The organism is uncultured Hymenobacter sp. (assembly GCF_964242765.1).
In the GTDB taxonomy this organism is placed as follows: Bacteria; Bacteroidota; Bacteroidia; order Cytophagales; family Hymenobacteraceae; genus Hymenobacter.
The window spans coordinates 12,329-32,914 of sequence record NZ_CAXTBM010000016.1 but is presented as its reverse complement, the minus strand read 5'-3'; the positions used below and the strand labels follow the sequence as shown (position 1 = coordinate 32,914).

The 20,586-nt window shown below is 53.8% G+C and carries 18 protein-coding genes, 2 tRNA genes and 1 pseudogene; 9 read left to right on the top strand and 12 right to left on the bottom strand.

What is annotated here, in order from left to right:
- Positions 1-92 precede the first annotated feature (92 nt).
- Positions 93-734, top strand: coding sequence for a glycerol-3-phosphate 1-O-acyltransferase PlsY (plsY, locus tag ACFE7X_RS08965; protein WP_375435335.1), 642 nt, complete (start codon positions 93-95; stop codon positions 732-734).
- Positions 735-840: 106 nt separating this feature from the next.
- The gene (locus ACFE7X_RS08960) at positions 841-2,208 is read left to right on the top strand and encodes a dipeptidase (protein ID WP_375435334.1); all 1,368 of its coding nucleotides are present in this window, start codon (positions 841-843) and stop codon (positions 2,206-2,208) included.
- A 72-nt stretch (positions 2,209-2,280) separates the two neighbouring features.
- On the opposite strand, the gene ACFE7X_RS08955 is transcribed toward ACFE7X_RS08960, so the two are convergent.
- The 3 genes from ACFE7X_RS08955 to ACFE7X_RS08945 form a co-directional block, all read right to left on the bottom strand.
- Complete coding sequence (locus tag ACFE7X_RS08955) at positions 2,281-2,874, bottom strand: porin family protein (RefSeq protein ID WP_375435333.1); 594 nt, start codon at positions 2,872-2,874, stop codon at positions 2,281-2,283.
- Between the two features lie 136 nt (positions 2,875-3,010).
- Positions 3,011-3,709, bottom strand: coding sequence for a porin family protein (locus ACFE7X_RS08950; RefSeq protein ID WP_375435332.1), 699 nt, complete (start codon positions 3,707-3,709; stop codon positions 3,011-3,013).
- Between the two features lie 185 nt (positions 3,710-3,894).
- Positions 3,895-4,650, bottom strand: a complete 756-nt coding sequence (locus ACFE7X_RS08945; RefSeq protein ID WP_375435331.1) for a porin family protein — start codon at positions 4,648-4,650, stop codon at positions 3,895-3,897.
- A gap of 196 nt (positions 4,651-4,846) precedes the next feature.
- Here ACFE7X_RS08945 and ACFE7X_RS08940 point away from each other — a divergent pair, with 196 nt between their 5' ends.
- Entirely contained in the window at positions 4,847-5,983 is a 1,137-nt protein-coding gene (locus tag ACFE7X_RS08940; RefSeq protein ID WP_375435330.1) for an acyloxyacyl hydrolase, read from the top strand.
- A gap of 13 nt (positions 5,984-5,996) precedes the next feature.
- On the opposite strand, the pseudogene ACFE7X_RS08935 reads toward ACFE7X_RS08940, so the two are convergent.
- Positions 5,997-7,025, bottom strand: a pseudogene (locus tag ACFE7X_RS08935) (quinone-dependent dihydroorotate dehydrogenase).
- Between the two features lie 237 nt (positions 7,026-7,262).
- On the opposite strand from ACFE7X_RS08935, the gene ACFE7X_RS08930 reads away from it, so the two are divergent.
- Positions 7,263-7,338, top strand: a tRNA-Lys gene (locus ACFE7X_RS08930).
- A gap of 63 nt (positions 7,339-7,401) precedes the next feature.
- Here ACFE7X_RS08930 and ACFE7X_RS08925 read toward each other — a convergent pair.
- From ACFE7X_RS08925 to ACFE7X_RS08895, 7 genes are all read right to left on the bottom strand, one after another.
- On the bottom strand, positions 7,402-8,940 hold the full coding sequence (locus ACFE7X_RS08925; protein WP_375435329.1) for a YifB family Mg chelatase-like AAA ATPase: 1,539 nt from the start codon (positions 8,938-8,940) through the stop codon (positions 7,402-7,404).
- A gap of 215 nt (positions 8,941-9,155) precedes the next feature.
- Positions 9,156-9,749, bottom strand: a complete 594-nt coding sequence (gene lpcA / locus ACFE7X_RS08920; RefSeq protein WP_375435328.1) for a D-sedoheptulose 7-phosphate isomerase — start codon at positions 9,747-9,749, stop codon at positions 9,156-9,158.
- An 18-nt stretch (positions 9,750-9,767) separates the two neighbouring features.
- Positions 9,768-10,178: a hypothetical protein gene (locus ACFE7X_RS08915; RefSeq protein ID WP_375435327.1), complete on the bottom strand. Its 411-nt coding sequence runs from the start codon at positions 10,176-10,178 to the stop codon at positions 9,768-9,770.
- Positions 10,179-10,310: 132 nt separating this feature from the next.
- Positions 10,311-10,664: a hypothetical protein gene (locus ACFE7X_RS08910; RefSeq protein WP_375435326.1), complete on the bottom strand. Its 354-nt coding sequence runs from the start codon at positions 10,662-10,664 to the stop codon at positions 10,311-10,313.
- 176 nt (positions 10,665-10,840) lie between these two features.
- Positions 10,841-12,688 carry an ABC transporter ATP-binding protein gene (locus tag ACFE7X_RS08905; protein WP_375435325.1) on the bottom strand — a complete coding sequence of 616 codons (1,848 nt, stop codon included), beginning with the start codon at positions 12,686-12,688 and terminating at the stop codon, positions 10,841-10,843.
- Between the two features lie 66 nt (positions 12,689-12,754).
- Complete coding sequence (locus tag ACFE7X_RS08900; RefSeq protein WP_375435324.1) at positions 12,755-13,114, bottom strand: hypothetical protein; 360 nt, start codon at positions 13,112-13,114, stop codon at positions 12,755-12,757.
- Between the two features lie 155 nt (positions 13,115-13,269).
- Positions 13,270-15,093, bottom strand: a complete 1,824-nt coding sequence (locus tag ACFE7X_RS08895) for a capsule assembly Wzi family protein (RefSeq protein WP_375435323.1) — start codon at positions 15,091-15,093, stop codon at positions 13,270-13,272.
- Positions 15,094-15,262: 169 nt separating this feature from the next.
- On the opposite strand from ACFE7X_RS08895, the gene ACFE7X_RS08890 reads away from it, so the two are divergent.
- From ACFE7X_RS08890 to ACFE7X_RS08880, 3 genes are all read left to right on the top strand, one after another.
- Positions 15,263-16,207: a GNAT family N-acetyltransferase gene (locus tag ACFE7X_RS08890; protein WP_375435322.1), complete on the top strand. Its 945-nt coding sequence runs from the start codon at positions 15,263-15,265 to the stop codon at positions 16,205-16,207.
- Positions 16,195-16,890 (top strand): uracil phosphoribosyltransferase, encoded by a 696-nt coding sequence (upp, locus tag ACFE7X_RS08885; RefSeq protein WP_375435321.1) that lies wholly within the window; start codon positions 16,195-16,197, stop codon positions 16,888-16,890. Before ACFE7X_RS08890 ends, upp begins: the two co-directional genes overlap by 13 nt.
- A 173-nt stretch (positions 16,891-17,063) precedes the next feature.
- Positions 17,064-17,516: a hypothetical protein gene (locus tag ACFE7X_RS08880; RefSeq protein ID WP_375435320.1), complete on the top strand. Its 453-nt coding sequence runs from the start codon at positions 17,064-17,066 to the stop codon at positions 17,514-17,516.
- Between the two features lie 116 nt (positions 17,517-17,632).
- Here ACFE7X_RS08880 and ACFE7X_RS08875 read toward each other — a convergent pair whose 3' ends face one another.
- Positions 17,633-19,090 carry a DEAD/DEAH box helicase gene (locus ACFE7X_RS08875; RefSeq protein WP_375435319.1) on the bottom strand — a complete coding sequence of 486 codons (1,458 nt, stop codon included), beginning with the start codon at positions 19,088-19,090 and terminating at the stop codon, positions 17,633-17,635.
- A 201-nt stretch (positions 19,091-19,291) separates the two neighbouring features.
- On the opposite strand from ACFE7X_RS08875, the gene ACFE7X_RS08870 reads away from it, so the two are divergent.
- Both ACFE7X_RS08870 and ACFE7X_RS08865 read left to right on the top strand, forming a co-directional pair.
- Positions 19,292-19,365: transfer RNA gene (locus ACFE7X_RS08870), tRNA-His, on the top strand.
- Positions 19,366-19,562: 197 nt separating this feature from the next.
- The gene (locus ACFE7X_RS08865) at positions 19,563-20,504 is read left to right on the top strand and encodes a PfkB family carbohydrate kinase (protein ID WP_375435318.1); all 942 of its coding nucleotides are present in this window, start codon (positions 19,563-19,565) and stop codon (positions 20,502-20,504) included.
- Positions 20,505-20,586 lie beyond the last annotated feature (82 nt).

Genomic DNA, 20,586 nt, shown 5'->3' with positions numbered 1-20,586 from the left:
CGCGAGTTTCGTGCAACTCCGCCGTATTTTATCGGCGTTACCCGCACAGCACCTAACTGGCCCCGTAGAACTACCAACCCTACCAATTGCTAATGAACATTCCCCTCATCCTCGGCCTCTTGCTCGGTGCGTATCTGCTTGGCTCCATCCCAACTGCCTTGTGGGTTGGGCAGCGTTTCTTCGGCCTCGATATTCGGGAACACGGTTCTGGCAACGCGGGAGCTACCAACACGTTCCGGGTGCTGGGCAAGAAGCCAGGGTCTTTCGTAATGGCCATTGATGTACTGAAAGGCTGGGCGGCTACTTCCCTGGCCACGGTCATGCTGCGACAGGGCGCCATCCAGCCCGACCAGTTGCTATACTTCCAGTTGGCCTGCGGCATACTTGCCATTCTGGGGCATATTTATCCGGTTTTCGCAGGCTTCCGGGGCGGCAAGGGCGTTGCCACAGTGCTCGGCATGATGCTGGCCATTGCACCCGCCACGGTTGGGGTTTGCATCTTGGTGTTTCTGGTGGTGCTGGCCGCTTCGCAGTACGTGTCCTTGTCTTCTATGACGGCGGGTGTGGCCTTTGCCTTGTTGCAGTTACTACCTGCTTTTCGCCCCCAGAACCCGCTGCTGCTGTGGTTCGGCTTCATCTTGGCGGCGCTGCTCGTCTATACGCACCGCGCCAACATCGGGCGGCTGCGTGCCGGCACTGAGAGTCGTGTGCCCTTGCCGTGGGGCAAAAAGTAATTGAGTTACTTTTCCAATTAGCATGTCTGGCGCTATTCAGTAGTCAACGCTTCTGCTGCATCCCTATTACTTTTACCCCCGGATTCCCACCTAACCCCATTGCCGCATGGCTTCCTACCTCGCAAGCAACCAAGAGCGTTTTCTGACTGAGCTAGTGGACTGGCTTCGTATTCCTTCCGTTTCTGCCGATCCTAAATTTCAGCCCGACGTGCGAAAAGCCGCGGAATACCTGCAAACCCGCCTCCAGGAAGTAGGCCTGGAAAACGTGGAGTTGTGCGAAACCGCCGGCAACCCCATCGTGTACGCCGACAAAATCATTGACTCTAGTTTGCCCACAGTGCTCGTGTACGGCCACTACGACGTGCAGCCCGCCGACCCCTACGAACTGTGGCATTCGCCGCCCTTTGAGCCCGTTATTAAGGATGGCAACATTTACGCCCGCGGCGCCTGCGACGATAAAGGCCAGGTGTACATGCACGTCAAGGCATTCGAGGTGATGATGCAGGAGGACGGCGGTGTGCCCTGCAACGTGAAGGTAATGTTCGAGGGCGAAGAAGAAATTGGCTCTAACAACCTCGGCATCTTCGTGAAGGCCAACAAAGAAAAGCTGGCCGCCGACGTCATCCTGATTTCCGATACCGGCATGCTCGCCAACGATACACCGAGCATTGAGGTGGGCTTGCGCGGCCTGAGCTACCACGAGGTGGAAGTAACCGGCCCCAACCGCGACCTGCACTCCGGCCTCTACGGTGGCGCGGTGCCCAACCCCATCAACGTGCTCTGCCAGATGATTGCCAGCCTGCACGACTCAACCAACCGCATCACCATTCCCGGTTTCTACGACAACGTAGTTGAACTTAGCGCCGAAGAGCGCGCCGAAATGGCCAAAGCTCCGCACTCCGACGAGGAGTTCAAGCAGAGCATTGGCCTGAAGGACATCTACGGCGAAAAGGGCTACAGCACCATGGAGCGCACCAGCATCCGGCCCACACTCGACGTGAACGGCATCTGGGGCGGCTACACCGGGGAGGGCGCCAAAACCGTTATTGCTTCCAAGGCCTACGCCAAGATTTCCATGCGCTTGGTGCCCCACCAAACTTCCGACGAAATCACGGCGCTATTTCAGCAACATTTCGAAAGTATCGCCCCGAGTGGGGTAACGGTGAAAGTGATGCCCCACCACGGCGGCGAGCCTGTCGTGACGCCAACCGACTCTGTAGCCTACAAAGCGGCCGCCGACGCCATGGAAACCACCTTCGGCAAGCGCCCCATTCCAACGCGCGGTGGCGGTTCTATTCCCATCGTGGCCATGTTCAAAACCGAACTCGGCCTCGATACCGTGCTGCTCGGCTTCGGCCTAGATTCCGATGCCATCCACTCGCCCAACGAGCATTACGGCGTGTTCAACTTCTTGAAAGGCATCGAAACCATTCCGCATTTCTACCGCAACTACGCCGCAGCCATGAAGAAATAGACACTGCTTCTCTAGCACAAAGGCCCAGCCTCCATACCAGAAGCTGGGCCTTTGTTATATGAGATATGGCTGTTAGCGTCCGTTGAACGAATAGGTCAAATAGAGTTGAAAGGTGCTGTTGCGGATGTTGTTTTGCACCGTCACGTTGCCAGTCGTTACCGCTTTGGGGATATTGGTGAACCCGCCATTGTAGCGCAACCCGATGCCCAAGCCGCTTTTGCGCTGGTAACCCAGCCCGAATAAGTAGCCAAAATCGACGGTGTTATACCCGCTCTTGGTATCCACGCTGACATTGCCCGTTTTGTTTTTGGCGGCTAGCAGAAATCCGACTTGCGGACCTGCTTCGAAAAACAAACCATCGGCATTAACGTGGAAAGCTAACGGCACATCCAGGTAGCTTAAGCGAGTCGTCAGATCAGAAGAAGACGACTTCGCACCTTTCTGAGAATAGATTATCTCCGGCTGAAAGGCAAAAAGATCAGTAAACCCGATATTGGCAAAACCACCTCCATGAAAGCCGAAAAGACTTTTATCGTCCGTGGCCTGCTTACCGGCAAAAGACGAGAGTGTGCCGCCCGCTTTCAGACCTAGAGATACATCACTTTGAGCCTGTACCGCACCAACTGAGTTAACCAGCAATAAGAGGGAGAAAAATAGTTTCTTCATATGGAGTGCTAAGGAAAAATCGATGCAACAAACGCACGAAGCTATAACGAAAACCTGTGACGCCTTCCTTATAGTCACCAAGAAGCCTCTTTTCAATCGTGAAAAGAAGCTTCTTGGTGACTAGCAATTAGTACTACTAGTTCGGAATCAGGTAGCCGAGGGAGAGTTGCAGAGCCGAATGACGAGCGTTTTTCAAGTCACCGTTAAAGTAGGTTTCATTGCTGCTTTTCACCAAGTCGCTCAGGGCACCCGTGTATCGTAAGTTCAAACTCACGCCGTTGTCGGCTTGGTAGCCAATGCCGGCCACATAACCTAGTTCGCTGCGGTTGAAGCCGCTTACGTCTTTCTTGTTCTGGGCTTCCGAGACGGTAGGCGTACCGTTGGGCTGACGGGTCCGGGTGACTTTGGTTTCGTCGTTGGCACTGAGCAGATACGAATATTGCGGCCCCGCTTCTGCCACGAAGCCGCCCGCGTTGATCTTGAAAAGCACGGGCACATCCAAGTAGTTGTAGTTGACTTTGCCTTCCCGTTTTTCCGTGTAGCCTACGCCCAACAGGGTGCTGGTGTACTCGGTGGGCTTATTTTCGAAGCTTTTCTGCGAGTAAAGTATCTCGGGTTGGATAGAGAAAAAGCCGTCGCCGGTAACGTCGGCATTCAATATCACGCCGCCTAGGAAACCAACTTTGTTGTTGTAAGTGGTTTCATGCTGAATATTGCCGGCTAGGTTAGAGTAGTTAGCGCCCGCCCGCAAACCCAACCGTACGCCTTGCGCCCGCACGGCCGAAACAGAGGCTAGAGTTAATAAAGCAGCCAGTACGAAGAAAGTCTTTTTCATGAGTGCGAAGAGAAATAAGTGAGAACAGAGAAGCACAGGACTCGCCGAAATCTAAAAGTGTGCCAACCCGATTGTTGAGCTTATGCGCAGACACAAAAAAGCCCCATCTGCTCTACAGATGAGGCTTTTAAAGAAATTAACCCACTTACGTGCCAGGCAATTAGCAGCCAGCCGTAGTCATGAATTTACTTGGTTGGAATCAGGTAGCCTAACTGCAAAGTGAAGGCGTTGTTGAATACCTTGATATCATTGCTCGTGTTTTTGGTGTCTATAAGCGAGTTGAAACCGCGTGCATAGCGTAAACCCAGGCTAATGCCGCCTTCAGTCATATAACCAACGCCAGCCACGCCGCTAATATCGAACTGAGCCAGATCCGACTTATTGGCATCCTTTTGAGAAATTCCGGTGTAATCTAAAAAGTCTGTCTCTTCGTTGGTTTTATTTTTGGTGTTATCAGCATACTTAGTGGTGGTCTGAGTCTTGTTCTTTGAGCCGAATAAATAGCTTACCTGTGGTCCTAGTTCGAAGAACAATCCTCCAGCGTTGATTTTGGCTAGCAATGGTACGTCGATATAATGCAGTACGCGCTTTTGCTCTTGCTCAACTTTGATTGCGCCGGGATACGCTGCTAAAGTTGCTCCATCATTAGATTCACTTGCAATCTCGTAACCTTTACGGTTGTAGAGCAATTCAGGGGCAAAAGAAAAGAAACCATCGCTGCTAAGTGGCACAGAGAAGCTTAAGCCAGCATTATAGCCTATTTTATAGTCACCAAGGTCAGTGCTGTAACCGGCACCAGTAAGCTGACTTACGTCGTCACCAGAAACATTGGAATAGGTCCCACCGACTTTAACGCCGAGGCGGAAACCGCCCGCATCTTGGGCATGAGCAAAAGAGGCAGAAACAACCGCTGCCACGGTGAGTGCAAGAAATTTTTTCATAAAAAATTAAGGGTGGAGGTGGCTAACACAATTCAGCAGCACGAACCTGAGCCAGAAGGCCCCGGTGGGCCGCTTTCAAGCATGCATACCGCAAAACCTCCTTGTTATGTTACATATAATTGAAAAAATAATCTTATGTCGAGCTACAAAGCAGACTGTTAGAGCAATCCGTATTTTTGTGCTCTACTATATTCTTATGATGCGTGGTTTCGGGGTTTTCAGATATATAGTTATTGGTATAGCCTTTCTGCTTGAAACTCCTGTCCGGGCGCAGGCACCTGAAGCAAAGCTGCCTCCCGGACCCCTTATAATAGGTGCTTATGGGCAAGGGAGTTTCATTATTGCTCACACCCCAACAGTTGAACATCTAGCCGTATCGCATCCCACCGGATTAGAGCTAAACCTACAACGCCAAACCAATGGCTCCGAACCCTGGCATGCGTGGTACCGTTATCCGCGCATTGGGGCGGCACTGGTATACTATAATTACCACAATCCGGTGCTGGACCGTTCGTATGCGGCCACCGTTTACCTCAGTAAAAGCCTGTTCCGAACGCCTCGGCAAGAGTTGAATTTCAGGCTGGGCACGGGATTGGCCTACTTTGCCAATCCCTTCGACCTCGAAACCAACCACAAGAACTCCATTGTCAGCTCCCGCTTGAATGCCACCATGCAGATGCGGTTCGAGTACGATGTGTCTGTGGCGGAGCATGTAGGTTTGCTGGTAGGTTTGGGGCTCAACCACTATTCTAATGGAGCTACCACCAAGCCTAACTTCGGTATCAATCTGCCCACGGTATACTTAGGTGTGAACTACCATCAGCAGCGGCCATTTATGCCAGCCGCAACGGCGACTGGGGATAGGCCTGCGGATATTGGCCGCGACTTTTTCAACCTAAGCACCAGTATCGGTTTCAAGCAGCGCAGTCCGGTGGATATGCACAAGTATTTGGTGCAATCTGTATCGGTGCTGGCAGGACGGCGCATAAGCCGTAAAAGCAATGTGCTAGTTGGGGTGGAAGGCTTCTATGACCGTAGCCTCATCCCGCAACTTCGCGATACCGCCCGCACCTCCGATAATTTGCCCGACGTGAAGAAAGCCAGCGTTGTGCTAGGACATGAGTTGCTGTTTGGCCGGCTGGCGTTCGTTACGCACTTGGGCTTCTACTTCTACAATCCTTACAAGTCCAATACTTTCTACTACGAGCGGCTAGGCCTGAAATACCACTTTACCAACCGAATCTTCGGCGCCGTTGATTTGAAAGTGCACCGTGGCGCCGCCGATGTAATCGAGTTTAAAGCCGGCATGAAGCTCAACCGCGAAAGCAACTAGTGCTAAAGCGTACTTAGCCAATCAAGCTTTGGTTGATACGCTTCACCAAGCCCGGCCCTTCATAAATAAACCCGCTATAAAGCTGCACCAATGCCGCGCCAGCTGCCAGCTTTTCGCGCGCATCATCGGCCGAATGAATGCCGCCTACCCCGATAATAGGCTGCGCGCCATCAGAGTGCTGATGCAGGTAGCGAATCACCTCCGTCGCCCGACGGCGTAGCGGCTGGCCACTCAGGCCGCCTGCCCCCAACTCTGCCACTTGATTGGCGTCGGTGCGCAGCCCGGTACGGCTGATGGTGGTATTGGTGGCCACTAGGCCACTAAGCTGGGTTTCACGCGCAATCAGCAAGATGTCGTCGAGTTGGGTATCTGTCAGGTCTGGAGCAATTTTGAGTAGCAGCGGCCGGGGCGTCGGGAGTGAGGCATTGCGCTCTTGTATCACTTGTAGCAGTTGGATAAGAGGCTTTCGCTCTTGGAGTTGCCGCAAGTTCGGCGTATTCGGCGACGACACGTTGACTACAAAATAGTCCACTACCTCATGCAGTGCTTCCACGCAGGCCACATAGTCTTGGGCCGCTAGCTCGTTAGGCGTGTCCTTGTTCTTGCCGATGTTGCCCCCAATGATGAGCTGTGAGTTGCGTCGCACGCGCAAGCGGGCAGCCGCGGCAGCCGCCTTACGTTGTTGAAGCCCATTCGGTTTACCAAGGCTTCGTCTTGCGGCAACCGGAACAGGCGCGGCTGTGGGTTACCGGGTTGGGGCCGCGGCGTCACGGTACCTATCTCTACAAAGCCAAAGCCCAGGGCCGCCAACTCGTCCGTTAAGTCTGCTTTTTGTCGAAGCCGGCAGCCAATCCTACAGGATTTTAAACCGCAATCCGAACACCTCCCGCTTTAACGTTGGGTTTTGAAAATCGTAGAGTTGGCGCAGCAACGCGGCTGTGCCAGGCAAGCGGTGCGCCCGTTTAAGGTTGTCGAAAACCAAATGGTGGGCCCGTTCGGCGTCAAGCTGAAAGAACAAGGGGTTGAGAAAGGCTTTGTACATGACATGCCACAAAAAATCCGAAGCACAAAGCTCTTACTTATTTAGTATTAGAGCACAGCAGCGCAAGTTGTGCCTTGCAAAGTAAAAAATGCAACGGTAGATAACTGATATAGAGCAGGATCAGTCATTGGACGGCAGTTTGTCTTGTCTAATAAGCTGTCAAGGTTTGGAGATGACAAAGCGGTTGCGTACTTTTGCCATCCCATCCAGAAAATGGCTTTTTGGTATGCGGAAACCGATTCTGTAGCTCAGCTGGTAGAGCAATACACTTTTAATGTATGGGTCCTGGGTTCGAATCCCAGCGGGATCACCAAAACCTTTCTTGCAAGCTGCAAGGAGGGTTTTTTGTTGTTTTGTTGTTGGCTTCGAGATGACATCAGCCAGCCCAACCTTCCCGGTCGAGGCTGCGGTACTGAATAGCCTCGGCTAAATGTTCGATATGAATTTCTTCGGTGCCCGCTAAGTCGGCAATGGTGCGCGCCACTTTCAGAATACGGTCGTAAGCACGGGCCGACAGACCCAGGCGCTCCATTGCCGTTTTAAGCAGTGTGCGGCCAGCTGCATTGATTTCACAGATATCTTTCACCATTTGCGGAGGCATCATAGCGTTGGAAAAAATATCCGGAAATTTGGCGAACCGTGCTGTTTGCACCGCCCGAGCCTTTTCCACGCGCAATTGAATATCGTGACTCGTCTCCGACTTGCGCGTTTCGGTCATTTGGTCGAAGGTGACGGGCGTTACCTCCACATGTAAGTCAATCCGGTCGAGTAGGGGGCCACTTACCTTGTTGAGGTAGCGCTGCACCACGCCGGGGCCGCACACGCATTCCTTCTCGGGGTGGTTGTAATAACCGCAGGGGCAAGGGTTCATGCTGGCAATAAGCATGAAGTTGGCAGGAAAGTCGATGCTGACCTTGGCCCGCGAAATAGATACGCGGCGCTCCTCCAGCGGCTGCCGCATCACCTCCAGCACGGTGCGCTTGAATTCTGGCAATTCATCCAGGAACAGCACGCCATTATGCGCCAGCGAGATTTCACCAGGCTGCGGATTGCTGCCGCCGCCCACCAGTGCCACATCCGATATAGTATGGTGCGGAGCCCGAAAAGGTCGCGTGCCTAGCAGAGAGGCATTGGCACCGAGCTTGCCCGCCACTGAGTGAATCTTGGTGGTTTCCAACGCTTCCAACATATTCAGGGCGGGCAGAATGGTTGGTAGGCGCTTGGCCAACATAGTTTTGCCTGCGCCTGGTGGACCGATCATTATTACGTTATGGCCGCCAGCCGCAGCTATTTCCAGGGCCCGTTTGATGTTTTCTTGCCCTTGCACATCGGCGAAGTCGGCAGCATATAGGTTGGCTTCCTGCTGGAAAATATCGCGCGTATCCAGCACCAGCGGCTCGATGGCGAGGCGGCCTTCGAAGAAGTCGATGGCCTCTTGCATGGTTTCAACCGGAATGATGTCGAGGTTGTTGACAATAGCGGCTTCCCGGGCATTTTCTTTGGGTAGAATAAAGCCTTTGAAACCTTCCTTGCGGGCTTGAATAGCAATTGGCAATACGCCCCGAATTGGCCGCAGGGCACCATCTAGGGCCAACTCGCCCATGATGATGTATTCGGGAAGGCGTTCAGTGCTGAGTTGCTGTGAGCCGTGCAGAATGCCCAGCGCAATTGGCAGGTCATAACTGGAGCCTTCCTTACGGATGTCGGCGGGGGCCATATTCACGACCACCTTGGTGCGTGGCATCCGGTAGCCCCGAAACTTCAAGGCTGCTTCAATCCGCTGCTGGCTCTCCTTGATAGCATTGTCGGGCAGGCCAACTACATAGAAATTAGTGCCCTGCGAAACAACTACTTCAATGGTAATAGTATAAGCATTAACGCCCTGTACGGCCGAGCCGAAGGTCTTGGTAAGCATATAATCGATAAGAAAATAGAATTGAAATCAACGAAGATAAAGGAAATACCGGACGAGCTACAGCAGTGTCAATCGTTCAACAAAGGAGAGCTAAACTCGAATTTAACTGGTTGTCCTATGGCCACTGCTTAGAGGGCAGGACGGTTGGGAAGCCTGCGTTGTTACCGACTACGGTGGCATAGACCGCCGCCAAATAGATCTGCTAGAATACTTGGTTACTTGGCAGCCAACTGCTCGATGAGCATAATAAGGATGTGAATAGCTTTGATATGAATCTCTTGTATTCGGTCGGCGTAGCCAGTGTGTGGCGCCCGAATTTCTATATCGCACAAAGCGGCTAGTTGCCCGCCGTCTTTACCTGTTAGGCCCACTACTTGCATGCCAGTGGCTCTGGCTGCTTCGGCGGCGCGCAATATGTTTGGGGAGTTGCCGCTGGTACTGATGGCTAGTAGCACGTCGCCGGGGCGGCCGATGGCTTCCACGTAGCGGCTGAACACATAATCGTAGCCATAGTCGTTGGCGACACAACTCATATGCGACGCTTCGGTAAGCGCAATAGCGCCGAGGGCCGGCCGGTCGTGGCGGTAGCGGCCGCTTAGTTCCTCGGCAAAGTGCTGGGCGTCGCAAAGGCTGCCCCCGTTGCCGCAGCTTAGGAGCTTGCCTCCCTGTTGCAGACTGTGGGCCATGAGACGAGCAGCTTGCTCGATGGCTGTAAGATTGGCCGCATCGGTCACGAAACGGTCAAGCACGGTTTGGGCTTCGATAAGCTCAGCCCGAATAAGGTCAGTTAGAGAAGTAGCATCGGTCACGACGCGAAGATACAGGAGCTACGCCAGTGGACCACTGTCACGGTCGGAGGTGAGAGGCCGGACGGACGGCGCGGGCGGCGTATAGCCTTCAGGATGCACAGTAGTACCAGGCCGGGCGGCGCCTACGCCGGCGCTCGTGCTACGCTGCTCGAGCTGCTGGTCGTACAGGCGGGCTTTCAGCTCATTGATTTTGCCTTCGCGCGAGGCAACGTCCCGCCGTAACAGCACGCTATCCAAGTTTTCAGTGATAAGCTGCAAGGTTAGTAGCGCTGCTCCGATCAGGAACAGGGCATAATAAAACGTGGAGGCATCGTTGCCTGCTGTCACAGCCATCAAGCCGTCGCGCGAACCAGGACTCAGCAATAGCAGCAGTACCAGCAGCAAGTACACCATGACGAGAACATTAACCAGACGTTTTAAAGCGAGCATAGGAAGGCGATGCTAAAGTGAAAAATCAACTGGCCCGTCGTACGCAAAAACGCGGCGGTCGGGTTAAATATAGGCTTTCGCAGATTGGAATTCCTTGCTTGGGTGGCGCTCTTCACTTTTAATGGATGGTGATTAAGGCCGTTGGACGGCCGTTAGGCTTTGTAAAGAATCTAGCCGCTGACGAACTGCTTTCAGCTTTTGCAACTCAATCTGAAATAAATCTTTGGTCGGTTGCTGTCCGAGCGAATCGAGCAGGCGCCGGGTGGCCGTAGTGTCTTGTTGGTCGAGCAAGGCATCTGCCCTTTGCAAGGCATTGTCGTAGGCGTGACTGGCCGCTATTTTCTGTTGCAAACTAATAGCAGCTTGTTGTTGAGGAGCATTTCGCGAATGACTGTATGTGCGCCACAGCCACTTGCCAGCTTGCAAAACTAGTAGCAGCACAATGAGGGTGGCTACATGGCGCATGGTACTGGTGGGAACTGCCATAGGTCCTGGAGAATAAGCTTAGCGCGCTACAGCTAGTCATAAAAATTGGTAGCGCAAAACCAACTGCAATCAATGTTGTAGTGCTTGCGGCCTCGGCGGCGCGCGGTTACTCTTCCGACTTTAGATGGTTGCCTTTTAAGCTTGCGAGTACTGTTTGGTTGACAGAGCGTTGCTACTTACACCAGTGCCGCATTGGTTGCTTGGAGTTGGCTTAGGCGCTGGTAGAGGCCACCAGGTTGGCGAAGTAACTCGTCGTGGGTGCCGCGTTCCGCAATCCGACCTTGGTGTAGCACAATAATCTCGTCGGCGTGCTGCACGGTGCTGAGGCGGTGGGCAATTACCAGCGACGTACGGTGCTGCATCAAACGAGTCAGGGCTTCCTGCACCAGCTTTTCGCTTTCAGTGTCGAGAGCCGAAGTAGCTTCGTCGAGAATAAGAATGGGAGGGTTGCGTAGAATAGCCCGCGCAATACTAAGGCGCTGCCGCTGTCCGCCCGAAAGCCGCCCGCCCCGGTCGCCGATGATGGTGTGGTAGCCTTCGGGAGTGGCTATGATGAAGTCGTGGGCGTTGGCAATGCGGGCGGCCTCCACTATTTCCGCTTCGGTGGCCTCGGTGTTGAAGCGGATGTTGTTGTAAATAGTGTCGTTGAACAGGATGCTTTCCTGGGTCACGATGCCCATTTGCTCGCGCACCGAATGAATGGTGCAGTCGCGCACGTCGTAGCCATCAATAAGAATCTGGCCGCTGGTAGCGTCGTAGAAACGCGGCAGCAGGTCGGCTAGCGTGCTTTTGCCCGAACCCGATGGCCCCACTAGTGCTACTGTTTTGCCTTTTTCAATAACCAGGTTGATGTCTTGCAGCACGGGCGCATCGCCGTACGCAAATTGCAGGTTGCGCAACTCTATTTGGTGCTTGAAAGGCGGCAGTACCTGCGCATTCGGCTTGTCGCGGATGGTTGGCTCGGTATCGATAATGCGCAATACCCGCTCACCAGCCACCAGTCCGCGCTGAATATTACCGAACGACGACGATAGGGCTTTGGCGGGCGTAAGCACCTGCGAAAACAGAATCACATAGCCAATAAACGTTTCGCCCGTCAAACTCGATTGGCCACCCAAGATCAACAGGCCCCCGAAATAAAGCAGCCCCGCCACCACCGTGACGCCCGCAAACTCGGAAAACGGCGAGGCTAAGTCGCGGGTATTATCAATGGCACGAGACGTGCGGGCGTACAAGTCGTTTTGCTGCGCGAACTTGTCTTTGATGTAATCCTGCGCATTGAAAGCTTTGATAACCCGGATGCCTCCCAGCGTTTCGTCAATTACGGAGAGCATGGAGCCGAGTGTGCTCTGGCTTTGCTGCGCTTGGCGGCGCAGGCGCTTGGAAATACCGGCTATTAGTCCGCCCGATATTGGCAGCAGCACCAATGTGAAGAGCGTGAGCGGCACCGAGATGTAAAACAGCAGGGCGAAATACGCTATAATGTTCAGCGGCTCCCGGATAACGGCCGTCATGGTGTTCACCACCGACGTTTCCACTTCCTGCACATCCGACGTGAAGTGCGACATCAAGTCCCCTTTCCGCTCGCTCCCAAAAAAGCTCAGGGGCAAGCCAATAATGCGTTGATACAGATGATGCCGCAAGTTCTGGATGACCCGTGCCCGCACTTTGGCCAACAGCCGCATGCTCAGGTACCGAAACACATTGCTTAGCAGCACCGACACCACCACCACTCCACACACGAAAGCCAGCGCGCCCATTTTGCCCTGGGTGGCCAGCACATCGGCGAAGAAGTAGTTAAAGCTATCCTTCACCCAATCGAAGCTAGGGCGAAAAGCGGGCAGGTGGTCGGGCGCCTGCAACGGAATCTTGTCGGTCTTATCGAATAGGACGCTCAGCAACGGGATGATGAGCGTGAAATTGGCCAGTCCAAAAAAAATGTTCAGCAGCGTGTACAGTAAGTATTGCGGCAGAAAATTGGTCAGCGGCCGGGCGTAATGCAGAATGCGCAGGTAGGTCTTCATCGGAAGCAGCAAAGGTAACGCATCTGCAAAGCTTGGTAACTGAGCAACACCAGGCTGGTAAGCAGGCTATTCGGCTTTGAAGACGGCCACCACTTCAATTTGCCCTGTAATGTGGTTATTGAACTCGGCGAGTTCTTCGGCTGGCACCCACAATTCTTCGTGCTCCCGGTTGCCTACGTTCTGCACCGGAAACAAGGCAGCGTAGTCGGCATCCACGGCAAAACGCAGCACATAGCCCACGCCATAATACGGCACGTTCCAGTCGCGCGCTATCTGAGCGGCGTACTCCTCGTTTAGCACTGGGTAGAAAATGGGCTGCTCTGGTAGGCGCGGTGGAAATTCCAGCCAGCCGGAAGCGGCTATCAAGTCCAATTCCTGCTGATTAACTGGCCGGTAAAGCAACAAATTAGCAGGCTCGTGACGCATATATGCTTGGCGGAGTAACTAGAAGAAATACTTATACCTGCTGATCTGGTACTTGCTTGCAAGACCTTGTTGCACAAACAAGACCTTACAGACTAAGTCGTCGAGCAGCGAGTATGCTCTTGGCAAGCGAGCGGCAGATTAGCGACAATCAACGATTAAAATTCGTGTAGCCGCTGCGCGATGTTCCAGCGCAAAGCCACCGACGGAAACACCGTATTTTGGGTGGCAGCATCAATAAAGGATTGGCGACGCACAATCAGCTTAGCGTCCAGCCACAGATTGTGCCGCGGCTGATAGGTGGCTGTAAGGTCGGTGTGTAGGAGGCGAGTTCGGTTGCCTTGGCTGATGGTGTTGCCGTATTCCTGCACCCGCGGATCGTAGGGAAGTAGCACGTTGCCACCGTAGTTGATTACAGAACCATCGTCGTAGGTGCGGTCCAGGCCTTGCACAGTGTAGAATACCTTGCTCACCAGCTGCAAGCGCGGAATTGGCTGGTAGCTTAGTATGCCAAGCAACTCGTACAGGTTGGCACCCATGGGGTGGGCGAGGGGCTGCTGGTAGTGCTGGTAGTTGGTGTAGCTGTCTTCGTGCTGATACGTGAACGGGCGGATGTAATTGAACTCCCCTTGCACATCAAGCGTGCGAATACCCGCTACATCCACATACTTAGCGCCCAGCTGCAAAGCTTGCTTGTTGGCCCACCAACCGTTGCCCGCCCGTATTTCGCTCAGCTTGAACTCGTCCAGCATGAACTGCCCATAAAGCTGCACCGTGTTCTTGATATTCCACTTGAAATCCAGACCCAGCACCGTATTGTCAGCCGATCCTACCTGCTGCTCAACTGCCCGATAGAAAATAAGTGGATTCAGGTATTGCAACTCAAAGCCGCGTCGTTGGCTGCCTGGGATATTTCGCCCTGAACTGTCACGTCTGAAATTGCGCCCCCCTAAGATGGTGCTCTCAAACACACCCACGTTGAATGTAGGCGTCACATCGAAACTGAGATGGTGTAGCGCCATGTATTTCTTCCGATAGAGGGTGTCTATCGGGCTGCCGTTTTCGTCGTAGCTGCGGCCGGCAATCATTTCCGTAAACAGATTCTGGTAATTGAGCTTCCAGATGCGCGTGTTCAGTTTGAGAAAGAAATACGGCGCGCTGTAGTCGGAGAGGATAAGGGAGCGGTAGCCGTTGCCAATAAAGTTACGGTCGTGGCCTAGCTGGACGCTGACATGCTTGGTGGCCGCATACGTGATATAACCGCGCGCCGTGAAGAAGTCGTATTGGCTGCCTCCCTCCACTCTAAAAGACTTCCAGTAGCCCTCGTGCGGCACTATACTATCGCGGCGGATGCGCTGTTGCACGTAAAATGGTACACCTTGTTGGTTGTCGGCCAGGAAGGTGTAGAAGCCGAGCCGCTCGTCAATTGTACCTTCCACCTGCACGCCCCGGGTATTCACGTAACGCAACCCATCCGTTTCCGAATCCTTGCCCGCCGAAAGCCCAAGTACCGGATTCACGCGCAGCGTGAAATCAGGAATAGACAGGCTATAAAGGTCGGACTGGCGCTGATAAAAGTGTTTCAGCACGGGCCGGCGGCTTTGATTGGCAGCATCAGCCCGGTTGGAGTGATTCCAGTTGTCGCGCAGCAGATATTCGGCGTTGAAGCGGTCCTGCACCGACAAATTAGCGCTATCCGCCAGCATCCGCTCGGCCAAGCGCACCACGGCCGAGCGGGTATAAGGGCGCACCGACGTATGCAGGTTGTTGCCCGTCGAGTCGCCACCGTATTTGATGGCATACCGGTCGATAAGCCGGTACACATCCGCATCGAGCGAGACAGTATTGGGCGCCGTTGGAATGTCGGCCGTTGGAACTTGCGGTGGCGGTACTGGTCCATCAAACTGCACCGACATACTTTGCCCCGTTACTTGACCGATGAGTAAGGCGTGAAACGTTAAAACGAGAAGATATTTTTTCATAAAATCAAGACTGCCTCCTAACGATTAGCGAGCAATTCAACAAACCTACGCACTTGCCGCAAGACTAGGACGCAGCAACGCGGCTCGGTAGCTGTTCCGTATATATAGTGCGCTTTCGGCTGCGGTTCTTGTGGTGTCCTGAGAGGGCGCCACTGGCTACCTTTGCCGCGTGCCACCTCGTTTGCTTCGCTATTCTGAACTCGACCTTGCTGCCTGGGACGCCTGTGTGGCGGAGGCCCGTGAAGTGGTGCCTTATGCTTGCTCGTGGTGGCTGCAAGCGACGACCGGTCGTTGGGAGGCCTCGGTAGAGGTTGAGGCGGGTACTGGCCGGTACTTGTCGGTGCTGCCGCTGCCCACTAAGTGGCGCCTCCGTGGGCGGGAGGTGTATCAGCCGGCTTTCACGCAGCAGCTCGGCTTATTGACGCTGCCCGAAAGTCAGTTTTCCGATGTACTGCTGCACCTGCGCCAGCTACCAAAGCGCTACGCCCACTTCTACACCCAACTCAACGACCAGACTCCGCTACCGTCGGCGTTGTTGCCCCTGACCGGCCAAACTCGCACCACCTACCACTTGCCGCTTCACCCGGAATATGCTGCGCTACACGCTGGTTATACTGCCGATTACCGCCGCCGCCTGCGCCAAAACAACGAGCTACCCCTTCCACTTACCGTTTCGCCAGCTTCTTCCGTAGACGAAATGCTCGTATTGTTCAAGCAGTACACGGGGGAAGTAGCTGGCCTGAAAAATCGACACTACCAACAACTCCGGGCCTTGTTTGCAGCACTACAGCACCACAACCAGGCACTGCCGCTGGAAGTGCGGGCCCCCGAAACCGGCGAATTGCTGGCGGCGGCCTTGTTTGTGAGGTTTCGCACGCGGCTTATCTATTTGTTTGCGGCTGCCTCGCCGGCCGGTAAGAAAGTTGCGGCTCCGTTGTTGCTGCTCGATTATGTGATTCAACGCCACGCGGGCACTCCTAGCCTCGTACTCGATTTCGAGGGCGGCATGATAAAATCAATTGCCCGTTTTTTCGCCAACTTCGGGGCTACGCCCGTACCCTACGCGGCCCTTTCTTTCACCCAACGCCCCTGGTATCTGCAATGGATCCGCTAATCCCCACCACTCCCGACCTGCCCGCCGCTGAGCCCGCTCCCCGGGTGCATGTTGTGTGCGCCGAGCCCTCTATCGCCAATCATTTTCTAGCCGAGCTGCGCGACGTGGAAGTGCAACGTGATTCACTGCGTTTCCGCCGCAACTTGCAGCGCCTCGGCGAGATAATGGCCTACCGCATCAGTTCCCAGCTCAGCTACACCGACCAAACGGTGAAAACGCCGCTCGGTCAGTGCAGCAGCAAGCAACTCCACGATTTTCCGGTGCTGGCTACCGTGCTCCGTGCTGGCCTGCCGTTTCACCAGGGCTTCCTCAACTATTTCGATCAGTCGCCAAGCGCTTTTGTGGCCGCTTACCGTATCGAGGGTACTGCCCAAGTGCAGGTGCAGGTCGATTATTTGTCGGCACCGCGGCTTGATGAGCGGGTGCTGATTTTGGCCGACCCCATGCTGGCTTCCGGTAAGTCGTTGGTGCAAACCTACCGGGCTATGCTGCGTTTCGGTACGCCCCGACAGGTGCATATTGCCGCCGTCATTGCCAGTCCAGAAGGCGTCGCCTACGTCACCCGCGAAATCCCCGAAGCCACGCTTTGGGTGGCCGCCATCGACGAAAAGCTTAACGCCCAAGCCTACATCGTGCCTGGCCTCGGCGACGCCGGCGATTTATCGTACGGCAGCAAGCTGTAACGACAGGTGTAAAAGGCTGTGTTGTTGGGAGTAGCAGGTATCAGAACTTGTACGTTTCACGTTATATCTCCTCGCTGTTACTTTTTCAGTCTGAACCAATAGCATGCTTTGGTTCTTTGTAATTTCGAGTTCGGCTACGGCGACCTTTTTCTTCATCATCTGCTGTTCACCTCGTGTTACCTCATCTCTTCAAATACGCTTCCGTTTTCTTGCTGGGGATGGTCAAATTTGTGGCCGCCCCAGTGGCGGGCATTGCTGCCGGGCTATCGTTTCCCCTCATTTGGGGGCTGTCGGTGGCGGGTATGATGACTACGGTGGTGCTTGTGTCGGGAGTAGGAAAGATGTGGGCCTTGCACCTACGCCGCAAACGCGAAGAAAAAGGTAAGCCGCTCTTCAGCCGCAAGAGCCGCCGCATTGTGGGCATCTTTCGTCGTTTCGGCATGGCTGGTATTGCCTTTCTGACTCCCATTCTATTCAGTCCCATTGGGGGTACCGTCATTGCCACCCAATTGCACGTACCCCGTTGGCGCATCCTGTTTCATATGTTGTGGAGCGCTGTGCTATGGGGGGCTGCCTTCACAATGCTAGCCATTCGCTTCAGCCACCTAGCTATATTTCAGCATTAACCTGTAGTATTAATTTCCCGGATTACATAGATCAAGTACACTCGATAACTCGAAACCAATTGCGTGAAAACGAAAGCGGCGTGCTTTAGAGCACGCCGCTTTCGTTTTCACGCAATTCAATTTAAGAGGTTCGGTTGCTCGGTGACTAACTTACGCTTGCCTTTCGAGCGGGCAATGGCGGCTTTCACCGCTTTTACGGCCGGCTTGGAGGCGGTGCCTTTTGAAGGACGGGCCTTATTTCCTTTCTGACTACGGTTAGGACCTTCCACGTAGGTTCGACCGGTCCGCTTGTCGATGGTGACGCCAGGCTTCACGTACTCTTTCCGCTCGTGGAAAGCACCTTGGAAGTTGGGGTCTTCACGTCGGCGACGTTCGTCCTGCTCGCGGTTCATACTTTGTTGCTCATCGAAAGGCGTTTCGGCCACTTCCACCTCGGCTGGGAAAGGCACAAGCGGAATGGGCTGCTTGATAAGCTCTTCGATGTGGGCTATGTGGTGCATTTCGGCTTCGTTGGCGAAGGTGATGGCCGCACCTGTATGCTGTGCTCGTCCCGTGCGCCCGATACGGTGCACATAATCGTCATAAATCAGGGGCACATCAAAGTTGATGACGTGGCTCACTTCCGGTACGTCGATGCCACGAGCTGCTACATCAGTAGCCACCAAAAAACGGACTTCCCCCGCCTTAAACGCTTCCATGGCGTTGATGCGCGCGTTCTGGCCTTTGTTGCCATGAATGGCGCGTACCTCGCCTGCTATCCTGCGACCCAAGAAATGGGCTACATTTTCGGCGTGCACCTTGCTGCGCGTAAAAATCATGACCCGGTTGAAAGTAGCTTGGTCGCGGAGCAAATACCCAAGTAGATTAATTTTAGTAACCAGGTTTGGTACCTGGTACAAGCTCTGGACCACATTCTGAGCTGACGTGGCCGAAGGCGTTACCTCAACGCGCATCGGAAATTCCAAGAACTCTTCACTTAGTACGGTTACTTTTTCCGCCATCGTGGCCGAGAACAATGCATTCTGCCGCTTACTCGGAATGACTTCCAGAATCTTCCGAATCTGAGGCATAAAGCCCATGTCCATCATTTTGTCGGCCTCATCAAGGACCAGCGTTTTCAGCTCCTTCAATACCAAGTCGCCGCGCAAGTACAGCTCAAGCAGGCGGCCTGGCGTAGCAATCAGAATATCTATTCCTTTAGCAATGGTCTCAATCTGCGTTTTGGGACCCAAGCCGCCATAAATGGCAAAAATGCGAAGGTCGGTGTACGTTGCGAGGCGCTTGAGGTGCGTTTCAATTTGCATGGCTAGCTCACGGGTGGGAGCTAGAATGAGACCCCTAGGATTAAGGCCTTGGGCATACTTTACCTTCATCAGGAGTGGCAACCCGAAAGCAGCCGTTTTGCCCGTACCCGTTTGCGCGATACCTAGCACGTCGTGGCCAGCCAGCAGCAACGGAATAGTTTGCACCTGCACGGGGGTAGGCTCGGTGAAACCAGCTTCGGCCACGGCCGTGAGTAATTGCTTGTTGAGCTTGAAATCGGCGAAAGAAATCGCCTGCGGCGTATCGGACATGACAAAGAAGGAGTTACGAAGCGCAAAGGTACGGAACACCACCCCAACCCGTAAGCGAAAGCCAAAGTGAAGCCTGCACCCGGTAGCGGTAAAGTTTGCGCGTTTGTTTAATGAGCAAGAACACAGTCAGGATAAAAAAGTGCTCGTTAAACTTGCGAATTCATCTGTATGCGCTACTTTTGTTGCTCAATACCCCACATGGTAGATATAGCTCAGCTGGTTAGAGCGTCGGATTGTGATTCCGAAGGTCGTGGGTTCGAGCCCCATTATTTACCCACTAAGAAAGCCTCAGGCATTATGCTTGAGGCTTTTTTCTTTAGCACCTAGCTGCTCTTTACCAATTAGTTAGCTGCCATTGTGGCTCGTTACGGCGTAGGCAATTCAACAAAATCGGGCGTAGTACGGAAGGATTTGGATATTTGTGGCGTTGCAAGACAAATTCCCTATTTGAATCACTTTTACTTCTTCTGATATGAGCTTGGTCGTAATCGGCTCCGTAGCCTTCGATGCCCTGGAAACGCCTTTTGGCAAAACCGACAAAATTATTGGTGGTGCTGCTACTTACATCTCTCTTTCGGCCAGCTACTCGCTGAAGCCGGTAAAGCTGGTAGCCGTAGTCGGCGACGACTTTCCGCAGTCTGATATCCTGCTCCTCGAAGAGCACGGCGTTGACACGGAAGGCCTGCAAATTAAAGAAGGAGAAAAGTCGTTTTTCTGGTCGGGCAAGTATTCCAACGATTTGAACTCGCGCGAAACGCTGGTCACGGAACTCAATGTGCTGGCTAATTTCGACCCTGTTCTTCCGGATAGCTACCAGGATTGCAAGTATCTGATGCTTGGTAACTTGGCGCCTCAGGTGCAACGTCTCGTGATTCAGCGCCTTGTCAACCGTCCCAAGCTCATCGTCATGGATACGATGAATTTCTGGATGGATGTCGCGTTAGACGAGTTAAAAACGACCATTGAAATGGTAGACGTGCTTAGCATCAACGACGAAGAGGCGCGCCAGCTTTCGGGGCAGCACTCGTTGGTGAAGGCCGCCAAAATCATCATGGAAATGGGTCCCAAAACCGTTATCATCAAGAAAGGTGAGCATGGTGCGTTGCTGTTCTGCAAAAACAAGGTGTTTTTCGCCCCAGCTCTGCCCCTAGAAGAAGTGTTCGACCCAACTGGTGCCGGCGATACTTTTGCTGGTGGCTTTATCGGTTACCTCGCCGCCACCGACGATATCAGCTTCGAGAACATGAAGCGTGCGGTTGTGCACGGTTCGGCCATGGCTTCATTTTGCGTAGAGCGGTTCGGTACGGAGCGCCTACTGAACTTGACGGCGCAGGAAATAGAAGCGAGAGAGCAAAAGTTCGCCGACTTGGTGGCCGTAATGCCAGTTGTGGCCACGGCTACTCAGAACGCCTAGAACGTACAAGCAAAGGCAGACTTCACCGAGCAAGCCGCCGGAAGCTAAGGACGTCTGCGCCTTAGTTTTCGGCGGCTTGCTT